Below are 16,912 nucleotides of genomic sequence, written 5' to 3'. Positions count from 1 at the left end.
ATATTAAAAATGGTCAACCAGTAAAAACTGGCTGACCTCATAATACGAACGGGCAGTATAGCGCTAATGAAGGTTGGAGGGAAAGCAATGTATGTAACTACGGATAGATTGATAATCCGAAGTTTTGAATTAGAGGATTGGTCAACAGTTCTTGAATATACTGCGAACATAAGTGTTATGAAATATATACCTGAAGGGGTTGATAACAAAGAGACAGTCAAAGAATTTATAAAGAAAAACATCGGCGAACAAGCCCAAAATTTCCCTGTTGTATTAAAGGATAATGGAAAGCTTATAGGTCATATTGTTTTTCATAAATATTTTGGTGAGCATACATATGAAATTGGGTGGGTGTTCAATCCCAGCTTTCACAATCAAGGTTACGCTTCTGAAGCAGCATTAGCCATATTGAAATATGGATTCGAGGAACTGAATTTACATCGAATAATTGCAACTTGTCAGCCAGAGAATTTTCCATCATATCGGGTTATGGAGAAGATTGGAATGAGACGAGAAGGTTATTTCAAGAAATGTATTCCCCATGAAAATGAATGGTGGGATGAATATTACTACGCTATTTTGAGGGAAGAGTGGAACTAACGGTCTTCAACTATCGGATAACGATAGCTGAATAAAACATCGGCGAGTCTAAGACTTTATTTTCAGGTCTTCGGTCGCCGCTGTTTCATTTGTTATGGTCAGTCTAAAACTTATTATTCTGAGGCTGGAGGTTTTTTTACCCAAGAACTGCGTAGGATCAACAACTCCAGTCTAAAACATTATTATCAACGAAAAACCATCCCTTTTTGAGGGATGGTTTTTTTCTTCCTAAGATTTAAAAGCTACCGATAAACGCCAAAGCTAGTGAGAAGAAAAAGCACAGGGCTCGTAGACCTTGACAACGCCTACCCAGTCGGAACTTAAAAAAGGGGACCACGCTTGTCGAACACTTCTTCCTTGAGAAACATCCGCCCGTAGGGTGGCTTTGGCTCGACGGTCCCCTTTTTGAAGTGTAGACGGCCAGTGAATCCCCCCCTGCTGGCGTGTCAGAGTCGAAGAGACCTGTGCTTTTTCTTCTCCTCCACTATGGCAGGTAGCTCCAATAGAGTTATTTTGAACATTCAAAAACCACATGGTAAAGAAAATGAAAAGAAAGGTAAAGATATTGAAAAGATTAATAGTAAGAAAATTAGTAATATTTAGTCATGTCATATTCTTTTCATTCTATCATCCAGAATAAGGGGGCATTCACAGTGAAGAAGAAGCACATGCTAGGATCCATCCTCGCCCTGTCCGTCTTGCTTTCTACAGTCCTGGCAGGCTGTGGTGGCAGTCAGACATCCAGTGGGACGAATTCCGCGTCCAACTCCAATCAAGCTTCGACTAGCCCCGCGTCTTCATCGGCCGCAGCGGGTGGAGGCGGTACCTTGATTATTGCGCGCTTGTCCGATGCGAATAATCTGGACCCGCATTTCAGTACCCAGATTAATTCCATGGCAGTGACGCAGCACAAGCTCTATGAAGGTTTGGTCATGATGGATCGGAATAGCGAGTACAAACCTCTTTTGGCAAAGGAATGGAAGCAAAAAGACGATGTTACCTGGGAATTTACACTGCGTGACGGTGTTACCTTCCATGACGGGGAACCCTTCAATGCTGAGGCTGTGAAGAAGACAATCGACCGTATCTTGGACAAAGACAATCCAACTCCCAAAGCAAACATGTTTGGCATGATTAAAGAAGTGAAGGTCATTGACCCACTGAAGGTAGAAATTATTTTACATTATCCGTTCGCAGGGCTATTGTCTGTACTGGCAAGTGCCGAGGGTGGCATTATCAGTCCAAAGGCGATTAAGGAATTTGGCAAAGAGTTGTCCAAGAAACCAGTTGGGACGGGGCCGTTCATCTTTGAATCATGGACGCCTGGACAAGAAATCGTCATGGTGAAAAATGAGAAGTATTGGGGCACCCAACCGAAGCTGGAAAAAGTCGTTTTCAAGACTATTCCTGAGGATGCGACACGCGTAGCCATGGTAGAGACAGGTGAAGCCCATGTCGCAGAACAGCTTCCAGTCACTGAACTGGAAAGGGTACAGAACTCGCAGAGCATGTCTTTGGGACGGTTCGAATCATTTGCAGTTGACCATATCGGGATGAACGTCAAGCAGAAGCCTTTTGACGATGTTCGCGTCCGTCAGGCTATCGCCCATGCGATTGATAAGGAAGCGATTATTAAAGGGGTTTACAACAATGTCGGAAAAGTAGCCATCTCGTCATTAGGGCCAAAAGTCATCGGCTACAGCCCGAGTATTAAAACGCCGGAATACGATTTGAACAAAGCGAAGCAATTGCTCACCGAAGCAGGCTACGCCAACGGATTCAAGGCAACCATCTATCTCAATGACAACAAGGCACGGATCAATGTGGCAGAAGTACTGCAATCCCAGCTGAAGGGAATCGGCATCGACTTGCAGATTCAAGTGATGGAGTTCGGCGCGTATCTGGAATTGGCGGCAAAAGGTGAAGCGCAAATGTTCATTAGTGGTTGGGGCAATGCGACCGGGGATGCAGATTACAACCAGTACAACCTTTTCCACAGCACGTCAGCAGGTGTGCCAGGCAACCATTCCTTCTATAATAATCCGAAAGTGGATGCGCTGATTGAAGCGGGTCGTAAGGAAAAAGATCCAGAGAAGCGAAAGGAAATCTACGCAGAGGCGCAGCAAATCGAGATGGAGGAGGTGCCGTTGCTGCCATTCCGCAGCAGTGAAAACCTCGCAGCCATTGCAAAAAATGTACAGGGTGTGTACATCAGTCCATCCGGGTACATTGACGTGAGCCAAGTGACGATTCAATAGCAGGCGCTTGAGACCTTCTCCAACAAATGGAGAGGGTCTTTTTTTAGTAGATAAGAATTTATAAAAACTCATATCGACATGGAAGACTTTTGCCCTTTGAGTACGAAGGCTTCACCAAAAATCTTGGCGAAGTCAGTATTGTGGCTGTGGTGGGGAGAAGAATATTTCCAGTCTAGGCTCCAGGCTAGGCTCCAGGCTCCGTCCTGCTGGGGGCTAAAACTGCCCGCTCCGAAGGGATTCGCGGGGAAACGCAAAAGTGGTAGCCGCTTCGTAGCGCGAGCACGTTGCGTTTCTTTTGCCCGCTCATCCCTTCTCCGCTTGGTAGGACTCCACAAGTCGCTACGTCTGGAAATATTCTTCTCTGGCGTAACTGATGTCTTTCTTCATTCTTTCAAGTCTTAAAAGCTCGTTAAACACAAAATGCTCGTAGAGGAAACAGGAGAAAGAAGCGAAGATCTTTGGTACACCGACCGAGACGGAATGCAAAAAGCGAAACACGTTCTTAAGCGTCCACCTCTGAAACACATCCTGAGAGGACCACTTTGGACGCGGTTTCGCTTTTTGCATGGAGTCGTACAGTGAATCACCCAGCGGGTGGGACAAGAAGCTGAGCGTTTTCTCCTGTTTTCTCCACACCACTACAGCAACATATACTCCAAGTCTATTTTTATTGCATTATTCGCACAAAAGTAGAAATACTGAAAAAAAGAGTAAAGAAAGTGAAAATACAAGTAAAGAGAGTGAAAATACAATGCCAGAATAGTGGGTAAAATGAAATATGCGCGAATGGTCAAAATATTCAAGTACATCTGGCGCAAAAAACGGTCACGCCGTTTTTTTGACCGCAAGCGGTCACATCAACATTTATGAAAAACGTGGAGACGTTTTTCACAAAAGAGGGGGATAACTACATGAAAAAGACGCGCTTTTTCCAGACGCTGCTTGCCATGACCGTTGCGGTGTCTACAGCGTTGGCAGGCTGCTCACAAGCACCTGAAGCAGGAGGGAGTACCAATTCTTCCGGGCAAACCAATGCTTCTGCACCAGCCGGCAAAGAAGGCGGGACACTCGTCATCGCCCGTTTGTCTGATGCGAACAACCTTGACCCACATTTTCTAACGCAAATCAATTCCGCTGCCATCATTCATCACAAGGTATACGAGGGTCTTGTTCGGATGGACAAAGAAAGCAAATATGTAGGCTCACTCGCTTCTGAATGGAAGCAGCTCGATGACGTGACATGGGAATTCAAGCTTCGCTCCGGTGTGACGTTCCACGATGGCACGCCATTCAATGCGGAAGCTGTGAAAAAGACGATTGCTCGTGTCCAAGACCCGGCAGTAGGCTCTAACCGCGCCAATTTGTTTGAAGCAATCAAAGAAGTAAAGGTCGTGGATGATACAACGGTTCAATTCATCCTGCACTATCCATACGCACCACTCCTGTCCGTGCTCGCCAGTGCAGAGGGTGGCATTTTGTCACCAAAAGCGATTGAACAGTATGGGAAAGACTTGACCAAGCATCCAACGGGAACAGGGCCTTACAAATTCGAATCATGGACACCAGGTCAGGAAGTCGTCCTGGTGAAAAACGATAGCTATTGGGGGGACAAACCGAATCTGGACAAAGTCGTCTTCAAGACCGTTCCAGAGGATACGACCAGACTCGCGATGGTCGAGACAGGAGAAGCGAATGTAGCTGAGCAATTGCCAGTGACAGAAGTCGATCGGGTGAAAAATTCTCCGAGTATGACACTTGGTCGTTATCCTGCTTTCGCTAGCGATCATATCGGGATTAACAACTCGAAGAAGCCATTCGATGATGTACGCGTTCGTCAAGCGATTGCACATGCGATCGATAAGAAAACCATCATTCAAGGGGTCTACAACGATGTCGGGACGGTTGCTCATTCTTCCATTACCCCGTCCATGGTTGGTTACAGCCCGAATGTAAAAGACTTGCCTTACGATCTGGAAAAATCCAAAAAGCTGTTGGCGGATGCTGGATACGCGAACGGTTTCAAAGCAACTATTTACTTAAATGATAACAAGGCACGAGTTAGCTTGGCAGAAGTGTTGCAGCAACAGCTGAAACAAATCAATATCGATTTGGAAGTGAAAGTGCTAGAGTTCGGAGCATATATTGAAGCAGCCAACAAAGGCGAAACAGAATTGTTCCTCAGCGGTTGGGGCAATGCCACAGGCGATGCAGACTACAACCAATACAATCTGTTCCACACGAAGTCGCAAGGAGCAGCCGGCAACCACGCTTTCTACAGCAATCCGGAAGTGGACAAGCTGATCGATGAAGGCCGCAAAGAGAAAGACGAAGAAAAACGGAAGCAAATCTACGAAAAAGCACAGCAAATCGAAATGGACGAAGCCGCAATGGTACCATACCGCTTCTCAGAAAACCTCGCAGCGATTCAAAAAGGTGTAGAAGGAGTTTGGATCAGCCCAGCAGGACACATTGAGATCGACGATGTAACATTGCCATAATTTTCAACGAAAAGTGCTTCATGATCAGCATAGCTTCGCCCATTGGGAACGAGCTATGCTGATTGATTATACAAAGAGGAATAAAATGGGGGCGAGTCTATGAAAAAACAAAAGATGCTAGGTTCAATGCTGGCAGGTATCCTGAGCGTTGGCCTCGTGCTTACAGGCTGTTCATCAGGTACAGAGCAAGGTGCGGCAGGGACTCCGGTAGCGAAGGAAGCTCCGGCAACAGATCAGACACTGGTGATTGCACGGCAGTCAGACGCAAATAATCTAGACCCGCACTTTATTTCAGCGATCAATGCAGCGAGTGTGGTCCATCACAAAGTGTACGAAGGTCTCGTCCAGCGAGATGATAACATGGCGTTCAAACCGATGCTCGCCACGGAATGGAAGCAGTTGGACGATGTCACCTGGGAGTTCAAGCTGCGTCAGGGAGTCAACTTCCACGATGGTACGCCATTTAATGCCGAAGCGGTAAAAGCAACATTCGCACGCGTCCTCGATGAAAAGGTCGCCTCTCCACGTGCGTCTCAGTTCAAGATGCTATCAGAAGTAAAGGTAGTGGATGATTACACCGTTCATTTCAAGTTAGCCTACCCTTATTCCCCATTGCTGTCGATCCTCGCCAACCACGAAGGCAGCATTATTAGTCCAAAAGCAATCGAGCAATATGGCAAGGAGCTGAGCAAACATCCCGTCGGTACAGGGCCATTCGTATTCGAATCGTGGACACCTGGCCAAGAGATCGTACTCGTGAAAAATGACAACTACTGGGGAGAAAAGGTAAAATTCAAGAAGGCCGTCTTCAAAGTCGTACCAGAGGACACGACACGCGTAGCCATGGTAGAGACGGGAGAGGCGCACATCGCAGAACCATTGCCAGTGACAGAAATTGACCGCGTCAGTAATTCCCCTCATATGAGCTTGTACCGCACAGAGGGCTTGGGGACAGATTTCATCGGGTTCAATACCAAGAAAAAACCGTTTGACGACGCCCGTGTTCGCCAGGCGATCAACTATGCGATTGAGACCGATGCGATTATCAAAGGTGTGTACAACGATGTAGGAACGAAAGCGAATTCCGCAATGAGTCCGAAGGTTCTTGGATACGATGAGGCGTTAAAAGGATACGAGTTCGATCCGAACAAGGCGAAGGCCCTGTTAAAAGAAGCAGGCTATCCGGACGGCTTCAAGACAACCTTGTGGACAGGCGATCGTAAGGAACGGATTAATGCAGCGGAAGTAATCCAGTCCCAGTTAAAGGGAATCGGCATTGAAGTAGAGGTAAAAGTACTTGAGTACGGAGCCTATTTGGATGCTGAAGACAACGGTGAAACAGAGCTGTTCATCAGCGGTTGGGGCAACGCCACTGGTGACGCTGACTACAACCAGTACAATCTGTTTCACTCCAGCTCTTTGGGCAAAGGCGGAAACACAACGTTCTACGTGAATAAAGAAGTGGACAAGCTGATCGAAGAGGGGCGCCGCGAGCAGGATACCGAAAAGCGCAAGCAAATCTATGCAAAGGCGTTGGAGATTGAAAAGCAAGAAGCACCAATCGTCCCAATCCGTAATCTTGAGCATGTCGCTGCAGTCGCGAAAAACATCAAAGGCTTCTGGATCAGCCCTTCTGGGTACATGATGATCAATGGCATTACGATTGAATAACGCAAACATTTAGAGAGAAAAGGATGGAGACGGAGCATGAAAGAAAGCTTGTGGATCAAAAATGCGAGTCTGGAATGTGGTTATAAAGAGGCGAATGGCATCGTGACGGGAACAAAGACGGAGCGTTTTCATGTCTTGCTCACGGACGGTTGCGTGGAGAAAATCGTACCGGCTTCTTCTGATATACCTGATGGGGTATCTGTGTGGGATGCACAAGGCCTACTGATGCTTCCTTCTTTCCGGGAAATGCACATTCATTTGGACAAAACATTTTATGGAGGTCCGTGGCAAGCCGTTCTTCCTGCTCCCAATCGTTTTTTTCGAATCGAACAAGAGCAGGAACTGCTGCCCCGCCAGCTTCCCGTCGCTCGTGAGCGTGCAGAAAAGCTGCTGGAGTTAGTGCAATCACACGGTGCTACTCACGTGCGAACCCATTGCAACATTGACCCGGTCATCGGGTTGAAAAACCTGGAAGCCACATTGGAGGCGTTAGCAACTTACCGTGAAAAACTTTCCTGGGAAATTGTCGCGTTTCCCCAACATGGTTTGCTGCGCAGTGATTCCGTTTCCCTCGTCCGTGAGGCGATGAAGCATGGAGCCGGCTTCGTCGGTGGTGTCGATCCTGCCACGTTTGACGATGATATCGAGAAATCTCTTGATACGATGATGGACATAGCGGTGGAAGCGAATGCGGATGTTGACCTGCACTTGCACGAGCCTGGACATTTGGGTGTTTATATTATGAAAAAACTGGCTGCTATGACGAAGGATGCGGGGTGGCAAGGTCGAGTCACTGTCAGTCATGCTTATGGGCTAGGAGAGGTTCCGACTGCTGTGGCAGAAGAGGTCGCGGAGCTTTTTGCTGAGCAGCAAATCGCTGTCATGTCAGCTGTTCCCATTGATATGCCGACCATCCCGATTCCATTGCTTCATGCCAAAGGCGTCCATGTTGGTTTGGGCAATGACAACATCACCGATCACTGGGACCCATTTGGAACCGGAGATATGCTGCAAAAAGCCAATCGTCTGGCTGAACGGTTCCGTTGGATTGATGAGCGATCTCTATCGCGAGCACTGGGATTCGTTACAGGTGGCGTGACTCCACTGGACCAAGCTGGGAATCAGGTTTGGCCAAAAGTAGGAGATGAGGCAAATGCGGTATTCGTCCGTGCCAAATGCTCCGCCGAGGCTGTGGCTAGACTATCTCCGAAGGAAGCGGTGGTTTTCTCGGGCAAGATGGTTTGGCAGAGACAATAAATAGGAAATGTGATCCGATCTTCTTTAAGGAGGTCGGATTTTTCATTTGTTAGTAATAGTAGCTGTAGTGAAGGAAGAAGCGCATTTCCAATCTACGCTTCGGCCTCCGCCCCGCAAGGGGTGAAGTCTGTCCGCTTCGGAATGAATGGCGGGAGCGCTTCAAACGTCGACAATTTCGAGGAAGTATCTCATAAGTGAAGCTGAAATTCCCCGCCATTCATTCCTGCGCTGGGGCGGGCTCCAGAGGCGCTTGGACTGGAAATGCACTTCTTCCGGCGTAGCTTTTGTAACATCTTGAAAGGCAGGCAATACCAAGATGATAAAAGATTACTTAACTAACCATAAATGATTTTTATATCAAATCCATTCATTAGAATGCTACTGAAGGACAATCATCAAGAATTTTCTTATGGTCTTTCATATACAGATCGGAAATTCAGCAAAAGCTACACCAAAGAAGCGTGTTTCCAGTCATAGCGCCTCTGGAGCCCGACCGAGCGGAGGTGTGAATGACGGGAGCGTTTTTAGCTTCAACGTGCGAATACGTCATCGAGGCTACCACTTTTGAAGCGGCTCCCGTCATTCATGCCGGAGCGGACAGTCTTCACCCCTTGCGGGGCGTAGGCCGAAGCGAAGACTGGAAAAACGCTTCTCCACCAAAGCTACGGTATCGAGTGTATTTTCACACTTTTTTATCTATACAAAATTAAATAAAAGTAAAAATATTATAAATTGATGTAAAGATGCTGAAAGGTTCGGTTGAAAATCTACCGTATAATGCAAATAAGAAATACATTCAGAATTTTCGACGGTATTCTACAGGGGGTAGACACAAATGAAGAAAACGCGCATGGTCGGTTCCTTGTTGGCTCTGACATTGACGGTTAGTGTTGCGCTGACTGGATGTGGTGGTGCGAGCTCGGAGCAATCCGGTTCGACGAATACAACTGCTGCAGAAGCTCCGAAAGAAGGGGGAACCCTGATTGTAGCCCGCAAGGCAGACGCCAACAATCTAGACCCGCATTTCATCTCTAATATTCCTTCGGCAAACTATGTGTATGGAAAAGTGTATGAGAGCTTGGTGTCGCGTGATAAAAACGGCGAGTACAAGCCTACACTCGCTACTGAATGGAAACAGCTCGACGACCTGACATGGGAGTTTAAGCTTCGTGAGGGCGTTACGTTCCACGATGGTACACCCTTTACAGCAGAAGCTGTGAAAAAGACGTTCGAACGTGTACTCGATCCAAAGGTGGCATCACCGCGTGCATCCAACTTCTCCATGATCAAAGAAATCAAGATCGTGGATGACAAGACTGTACATTTCGTGCTGGAGTATCCTTTTGCACCGCTGCTCTCCATCTTGGCTAGCTCTGAAGGAAGCATCATCAGCCCGAAAGCAATCGCCGAGCATTCCGATACATTGGCGAAGCAGCCTGTAGGAACCGGACCTTTCAAATTTACATCGTGGGCACCGGGGCAAGATATGAAACTCTCGAAAAATGATACCTACTGGGGTGAAAAGCCAAAGGTAGATGAAGTAGTGTACAAGGTCGTGCCAGAAGATACGACCCGTGTAGCGATGATCGAAGCAGGCGAAGCGCACATCGGCGACCAGCTTCCTGTGACGGAAGTAGAGCGTGCACAGGCATCTCCTGGCATGAACATGGTGCGTGCAGAAGGCTTGGGTGTGGATTATATCGGTTTTAACGTGCAGAAGAAGCCATTTGATGATGTACGCGTACGTCAAGCTGTCGCGCATGCTATCGAAAAGCAAGCCATTGTACAAGGGGTATACAACAATGTAGGAACACAAGCTGTTTCCTCGATGTCCCCAAAAGTAATCGGCTACAACCCGAATCTCCAGGATTACTCGTATGATGTCAATGCAGCAAAAGCACTGCTCGCAGAAGCAGGTTACCCGAACGGCTTCAAAACATCCATCGTGACAGATGACCGTAAAGAACGCATGAACGTAGCAGAAGTCATCCAGTCACAGCTGAAAGGCATCGGCATTGATTTGGAGATCAAAGTAATGGAATACGGTGCGTATCTGGAGCACACAGACAATGGTGAGCATGCGATGTTCATCGGGGGCTGGGGCAATGCAACAGGGGATGGCGACTACAACCAGTACAACGTCTTCCACAGCACTTCGAAAGGCAGCGCAGGTAACATGGCGTTCTACAACAACCCAGAGGTTGACAAGCTGATTGAAGAAGGACGTCGGGAAAAAGATGTACAAAAACGCAATGAAATTTACGCAAAGCTGCAAGAAATCGAGCTGAAGGAAGTACCGATCCTTCCAATCCGCACGATTGACCATGTGGCAGTTACATCCAAGAATGTAAATGGCTTCTGGCTGAGCCCTGTTGGCTACTTGATGCTAGATGAAGTATCGATCAACTAATGGTGATAGAAGGGATGGCGTTTGTCGCTGTCCCTTCTTTCGTCAATAGAGAGGAATTCACGATCTGCACCGGGAATGTAACTTGGGGAAAAGAAATGCGCAAGAGACAAGTCGTGGGGTGGAAAACATGCAGGAAGAGCAGCTAGACATTTTTGACGAAGCAGGACAGCACATCGGGGTAGAAGCGCGTAGCGAAGTACACCGATTGGGGCTGTGGCACCAAACCTTTCATTGCTGGATTTATCGCGTAGTAGATGACCAGATCGAATTGTTGTTCCAAAAAAGACATCCACAAAAGGATACTTGTCCGAACTTGCTCGATATTACCTCTGCCGGTCATCTTCTCGCTTCGGAACAGCCATGTGACGGCGTACGGGAATTGGAGGAGGAGCTGGGCTTGTCGGTGAGCTTTGAGGAATTGGACAAGCTAGGCGTGATTCGTGATGTAATGGTTGCCCCCTCCATCATTGATAAGGAAATGTGCCATACATTTTTGTATGAGTGCGATCAACTCTTACACGAGTACCGTGTACAGGAAGAAGAAGTCACGGGGCTGTTTTGGGTCAGTCTGCATGAGCTAGAGCGGTTGTTTGCGGGAGAGATCGGGCAGATGCAGGTGAATGGATTTTTGTTAACGGAAAATGGTGAGCAAAAAGATACAGCGATGATCGCGGCCAAAGCTGACTTTGTTCCGCATGAAGTGCATTATTACCAGCAGGTGTTTACAGCAGTGAAACTACGGGCAGCTAATCGATAACCCTGATCGGAAAAAAATGCCTCGCTTGTCATCGACAAGACGAGGTTTTTCGTTGGCTGAGAAAGATTGTTCTCTAATGTGATATACTAGACAATGCTTTTTGCTGCTCGCGATCATGCGTAGATAGAGAGAGGAGATCGAGATGAGACTACAGATTATGATTGCCCTAATGCTCTCGACATTCCTTGCTGCGATGGAAGGAACGATTGTGAGTACAGCTGTACCACGTATTACGAGTGATTTGGCAGGCTTTGAACAGGTGAGCTGGGTATACGCCATCTACATGCTTGCCACTGCCGTATCTGCTCCCATTTACGGCAAGTTGGCTGATTTATTTGGCCGAAAAAACGTATTGTTAATCGGTATTGGTATCTTTTTGTTAGGTTCCACGCTCTGTGGAGTGGCGACGTCGATGTGGCAGCTCATTGTTTTCCGTGCCATTCAAGGTTTGGGTGCAGGCTCAGTCATGCCGATTACGATGACCATCATCGGAGATTTGTACACCGAGCAGACTGCCAGAGCAAAAGCGCAGGGCTGGATTAGCGCTGTATGGGGACTTTCCGGTGTGGCAGGCCCGCTGGTCGGAGGATTTTTGGTCGATACACTGACGTGGCGTTATATCTTTTTTCTTAACTTGCCTTTTGGCCTCGTTTCGTTTTTCATGCTCGTCTTTTTGTACAAGGAAAAGCTTTCCGTCAAAGAAAAACGCCATATCGATTATCCGGGCGCGCTTATTTTTTCGCTCGGGACCATCGCCTTGTTGTATGCCTTGTTAACAGGTAGCCAAAATCAATCCTGGACCAGTCCGGTGACGATTTCCTTGATCGTATTTGCTTTGGTGACCTATCTGGTGTTTGTATCGGTGGAGAAGAAATCGCCTGAGCCGCTGATTCCGCTTTCGCTTTTTACCAATCGAAACGTGGCCATGACCAACCTGCTGACACTCTTGACCAATGGAATTGTGATCAGCATGGTGGTGTACTTGCCGATCTGGAGCCAGGGAGTCTTGGGAGAAAGTGCGACAATGGCTGGCTTTGTCCTGACACCGATGCCAGTTTGCTGGACGATCGGCTCTATCCTTGCCGGGAACTTGTTAGGCAAGCTACGAGCTGAACAGCTATTTATCGCAGGGACAGCCGTTCTGACCGTAGCGACAACATTGTTGAGCTTCCTGTCCGCTCAGTCAGCGGGATACCTCATTTATGTGGCTGTAGGCTTAATTGGTTTGGGAATGGGGCTCATTTCTCCGATCATCATGGTAAAAATTCAATCGTCCGTTGCAGTCGACAAGAGGGGGACAGCGGTTGCCCTCAATACATTCACGGGTACATTTAGCCAGACCTTCGGGGCAGCTGTATTCGGAATGTTGTTCAACATGGTGACTGTAGCAAGTGGTCATACGAATTTAGGAGCTTCCTTTGAACACGGATCGATTCCAGTGGCACAGCTGGCACAGATCCGAGACTTATTAGCTAGCGGTGTTCATGTGGTCTTCACAGGCACATTAGTGCTTGCGATAGGCAGCTTTGTTCTGGCGCTTGTGATCGCAAAAGGAAGCCGAGTCAAACAGACACACTAATTCGAAGACGTTCGCCGAGTGCGGACGTTTTTTCAATAATTGGTTACAATTTTCCAAAAAATGCAAACTTCATATTGCCAGTTGTTACATTCATCGATACTATTTTCCTAGATGCCCAAATTCTTGCTGACAGGAGTGCATGAGACGATGGAGGAGATTCGACCGGTTTCAATTGACGATATCGATGAGGTCGTTAGGATTGCAGCGATGAGCTACCCTGGAAGCAATCTACTGGGTGCAGAGAGCAGACAGCGATTTGCCGAACGCGTAAGGGAGACGATCGAAAACGACCCACATGTCAGCTACCACGGATGCTACCGTGATGGAAGACTAGCGGGTATAATGAAATGGTACGATTTTCCTATGAATGTTCATGGTACACCGCTTTTGACTGGCGGTATTGGGATGGTCGCCGTAGACCTTTTGCATAAAAAGGAAAAAGTGGCCATGTCGATGCTACAAGGTTTTCTTTCCAGTTATCGGGAGCGGGGAATCTCGCTGGTCTCGCTCTATCCGTTTCGTGTTGATTTTTACAAGCAAATGGGTTTTGGAATGGGGACCAAGGTTCACCAATACAAGTTCAAGCCGTCCAGCCTACCATTTGTAGGCAAGGACAAAATCGTCTATATAGGAAAAGAGGATAAAGAAGAACTGTCTGCTTGCTATCACCGAATCGCCCGTCAAACACATGGCATGATCAAGCGTACAGATCGAGAGTGGGACAGAATCCTCGATGGTCCTGAAATGGTTACCGTTGGCTACAAAAAGGAAGGGAGGCTTGGCGGCTATCTCGCTTTCCAGTTCCAGAGCGCCCATGAGAAAAACAAACTCTTCAACAACATAGAAGTAAGAGAGCTTCAGTATGAGAACCGCGAAGCACTTGCACAACTGCTCTCTTTCCTGCGTAGCCAGGCCGATCAGATTCAACGGATCGAATTTACGACACCGGACGAAGATTTTCACTTGTTGCTATCTGATCCGGGCAACGGAACGGATTCGATATTGTGGAGCATTTATCATGAGAGCCATGTATCTGGAGTCGGTCTGATGTATCGGATCATTGATGTGCCGGGATTTTTCCGTCAGCTGTCCCACCACTGTTTTGGTTCGGAAACGGTAAATGTAAAGCTGACGATCCGCGATTCGTTCCTGCCTGAGAATGAAGGAACATGGCTCATCAAGTTTGTCGATGGACGCCCGGAATTAGGCGAGGCAGTGGAGCCTTACGTTTCGGTGCAGCTAGATATTTCGGATTTTTCTTCGCTTGTGATGGGGGTAGTAACTGCCCGAAAACTGTATCAATTCGGCCAATTAGAGCTGGATGCTCCAGAAAAGCTTCCGATTTTGGATAGGCTGTTCGCTGTTCCTGAGAAGCCACGAAGTGTGACTACCTTCTAGAAAAGAAGATTTGTCACGTTTTTGACACATTTGGTTATCTTATTTTGCTTCCTCCCATATGTTGTTAGTAAATGGGAGGAGGCAGGTTTTATGATCTTTCTTACACTGGTTATCTTTTTTGCGTTTCTTTTGATTGTTTGGGTGGTCGTTAGACTCCTCTTCCGGCTGGAAAAGCATGATTCCATCACACATGATGAGAGAGAATTATGGAATCGCTTTCAGGTGAAAGAGCAGGAGATCAAATATCGAAAGCCCAAAAAATAAAAAGAAAGGCGCCAAGGTGACAGGCGCTCTTTCTTTTGCGTGTTCCCCACTATGAGAAGAGAAAGAAGGAGAAAACAATGCCAGGGAGATCAGAGGGGCATCAACGTGAATTTTTTCGCTTACGTCTAGAATACTCCCTCTGTGCAGACATGACCATTGTGCTGGTCAAAGGGAAAACTATGGAGATTGGGAGCACGCAGGTATTGATCGAGGATATCGGGGCAGGTGGACTTCGTTTTCTCTCTCATCTCAAAATGCCGGCAAATGATCAGCTCGTTCTGCAGTTTGCGACGGAATTGTGCGGACAGGCTCTGAAAATGTACGGTCACGTAGTTCGCACGATTCCGTGGGAAACGGACTATTACGAATACGCTGTACGGTTTACTATGGAAGAGGAACAACATCTGGAGATTAATCGCTTGGTAAACCGACTGGCGATCCGCTATCGGCAGAATCGGTCAGCAACAGAAGGACGTTTCTTTAAAGGTGATCGCTTGGCATTTTTAAAAGAGTTGGCTCAAGCAAGTCTTGCGATGCGAGCCAGTGAAGCATAGACAAAAAGGCTTTCTGTTGTACGAATACACAACAGAGGGCTTTTTTGTTTGACACAAAACAAACGCAATGATAAGTTATCTATAATAAATCAAACGAATAAAGGTTGTGTTTATATATGAGTCTTCATGAAGCGTTTTGGAGCGCTTCCCTTCAAGAGTGGAAGCAAGGTTACATCGAACAAGACGAACATTTTATGTGTTTGCTCTGTGGGGAACAGGTGGAGAAAGGAATTATTTATCCAGAGCAGGGTGTCCTATATGAAGCGTCCCGTTTTATGCGTCATCATATCGAGGTTTCGCACGGTTCTGTCTTTACTCACCTGAGCCAGTTGGATAAACGATTGACGGGCTTGTCTGATCATCAGGTTAATTTGCTTCGCCTCTTTTACCAGGGCAAGACAGACGCCGAGGTTCAAAATGAAATGGGGATTGGCAGTGCATCGACGATCCGTAATCACCGCTTTGCACTCAAGGAAAAAGAACGTCAGGCCAAGGTATTCCTGGTCATGATGGAGTTATTGCATGAAGCGGATAAAAATCAATCGTCCAATGATGCCAAATCAAGCAAGCAAAAGAATCCCTCGAAAGATGACGATGCCGCAGAGTATGCCGCGATCGTAAAGAGATTCTTGCCGAACGGACTATCAGGTCGATTAGAGCGCTTCCCGCGCAAACAAAAGCATAAACTCATCCTCCTCGAAGAGATTTCCAAAAAATTTGAGCTCGACCGTTTCTACACCGAGCGAGAAGTGAATGAGATTTTAGAAGGTCTTTTCGACGATTATGTGACCTTGCGGAGATATTTAGTCGATGTCGGTTTGATGGATAGACAGGCGGACGGCAGTCAATATTGGCGGATCGCAGTGGAAAATGAAGGAGAGGAACGAGGGGCGCAACAGATGAATCGCAAGCAAGAGCTCAAGCAGATGTACAAGGAAGTAGAAACAGATGCAGGCGTTTATCAAATTAAGAACAAGCAAAATGACAAAGTGTTCATCGCCAGCACGAATAACCTAAAAACGATCAACGGTAGAAAGTTCATGCTTCAGCATGGCTCACACCCTAATCGTGATCTGCAAAAAGACTGGGATAAATACGGTTCGGACGCTTTTGAAATCGAAGTACTAGAAAAGGTTGAGAAGAAAGACCATCCGTATTTTGATGGGAAGGATGCACTGGAAAAACTCGAAGATAAATGGATGAAAAAGCTGGCGCCTTATGGTGATCGAGGCTATCACGTGCAAAAAGATCCATCCTAGTCTTGTCCATCATCCAGCATGCGGAATCGCTCCAAGTGAGCCCACAAACCTTCCTTTTGCAAGATCTGGATTTGTTTTTCGCCAAGTAAATCAAAATGTGGGAAGGGTGCACGGTTATGAATGTAGACAGGATCGAGTCCGTTGGCAAGGCACCAGTCTGTCAGTAACGAATAATTGGCACAGCCTACTTTTGTAACGGTTTTGATTCCGGGAAACCGGGGGTCCAGCCAATAATGGGTGAGAAATGCCAATTCGCCTCGACTAACGGCTTGCTTCCAACGGTTCAGTTCGTCTCGTGTAATCCCAAATGCCACTCTTCCTCATCCTTTGCAAAACGGTCGTGTTTCTCACACTCATTAATAGCATGGAATGGTTTAAACGTCAAAAAGACAGTTCTCCCCCGGGAT

General features: G+C 47.1%; 13 protein-coding genes. 12 read left to right on the top strand and 1 reads right to left on the bottom strand.

The window, feature by feature from the left end; translation table 11 throughout:
- Positions 1-87: 87 nt before the first annotated feature.
- The 12 genes from PMI05_RS26595 (at position 88) to PMI05_RS26540 (ending at position 16,505) form a co-directional block, all read left to right on the top strand.
- Positions 88-600, top strand: coding sequence for a GNAT family N-acetyltransferase (locus PMI05_RS26595; protein ID WP_007728625.1), 513 nt, complete (start codon positions 88-90; stop codon positions 598-600).
- 653 nt (positions 601-1,253) lie between these two features.
- A complete protein-coding gene (locus PMI05_RS26590) occupies positions 1,254-2,858 on the top strand; it encodes a glutathione ABC transporter substrate-binding protein (protein WP_007728624.1) in 1,605 nt (534 codons plus the stop codon).
- A 911-nt stretch (positions 2,859-3,769) separates the two neighbouring features.
- A complete protein-coding gene (locus tag PMI05_RS26580; RefSeq protein WP_007728623.1) occupies positions 3,770-5,356 on the top strand; it encodes a glutathione ABC transporter substrate-binding protein in 1,587 nt (528 codons plus the stop codon).
- 99 nt (positions 5,357-5,455) lie between these two features.
- Positions 5,456-7,027 carry a glutathione ABC transporter substrate-binding protein gene (locus tag PMI05_RS26575; protein ID WP_007728622.1) on the top strand — a complete coding sequence of 524 codons (1,572 nt, stop codon included), beginning with the start codon at positions 5,456-5,458 and terminating at the stop codon, positions 7,025-7,027.
- A 36-nt stretch (positions 7,028-7,063) separates the two neighbouring features.
- Complete coding sequence (locus PMI05_RS26570; protein WP_007728620.1) at positions 7,064-8,284, top strand: amidohydrolase family protein; 1,221 nt, start codon at positions 7,064-7,066, stop codon at positions 8,282-8,284.
- An 835-nt stretch (positions 8,285-9,119) separates the two neighbouring features.
- A complete protein-coding gene (locus tag PMI05_RS26565) occupies positions 9,120-10,694 on the top strand; it encodes a glutathione ABC transporter substrate-binding protein (RefSeq protein ID WP_007728617.1) in 1,575 nt (524 codons plus the stop codon).
- Positions 10,695-10,821: 127 nt separating this feature from the next.
- Positions 10,822-11,451, top strand: a complete 630-nt coding sequence (locus PMI05_RS26560; RefSeq protein WP_007728603.1) for an NUDIX domain-containing protein — start codon at positions 10,822-10,824, stop codon at positions 11,449-11,451.
- Between the two features lie 142 nt (positions 11,452-11,593).
- A complete protein-coding gene (locus PMI05_RS26555; RefSeq protein WP_007728601.1) occupies positions 11,594-13,030 on the top strand; it encodes an MDR family MFS transporter in 1,437 nt (478 codons plus the stop codon).
- A gap of 147 nt (positions 13,031-13,177) precedes the next feature.
- Entirely contained in the window at positions 13,178-14,428 is a 1,251-nt protein-coding gene (gene eis / locus PMI05_RS26550) for an enhanced intracellular survival protein Eis (RefSeq protein ID WP_007728599.1), read from the top strand.
- 90 nt (positions 14,429-14,518) lie between these two features.
- Positions 14,519-14,692: a hypothetical protein gene (locus tag PMI05_RS31200; RefSeq protein ID WP_007728597.1), complete on the top strand. Its 174-nt coding sequence runs from the start codon at positions 14,519-14,521 to the stop codon at positions 14,690-14,692.
- A gap of 77 nt (positions 14,693-14,769) precedes the next feature.
- Positions 14,770-15,246 carry a PilZ domain-containing protein gene (locus PMI05_RS26545; protein WP_007728595.1) on the top strand — a complete coding sequence of 159 codons (477 nt, stop codon included), beginning with the start codon at positions 14,770-14,772 and terminating at the stop codon, positions 15,244-15,246.
- Between the two features lie 116 nt (positions 15,247-15,362).
- Positions 15,363-16,505: a DUF2087 domain-containing protein gene (locus PMI05_RS26540; RefSeq protein WP_007728594.1), complete on the top strand. Its 1,143-nt coding sequence runs from the start codon at positions 15,363-15,365 to the stop codon at positions 16,503-16,505.
- On the opposite strand, the gene PMI05_RS26535 is transcribed toward PMI05_RS26540, so the two are convergent.
- Positions 16,502-16,819: a hypothetical protein gene (locus PMI05_RS26535; protein WP_007728593.1), complete on the bottom strand. Its 318-nt coding sequence runs from the start codon at positions 16,817-16,819 to the stop codon at positions 16,502-16,504. The genes PMI05_RS26540 and PMI05_RS26535 overlap by 4 nt on opposite strands.
- Positions 16,820-16,912 lie beyond the last annotated feature (93 nt).

This window comes from Brevibacillus sp. BC25 (assembly GCF_000282075.1).
GTDB lineage: Bacteria > Bacillota > Bacilli > Brevibacillales > Brevibacillaceae > Brevibacillus.
The sequence above is the reverse complement of the archived record's forward strand: the minus strand, read 5'-3'. Positions and strand labels throughout refer to the sequence as shown.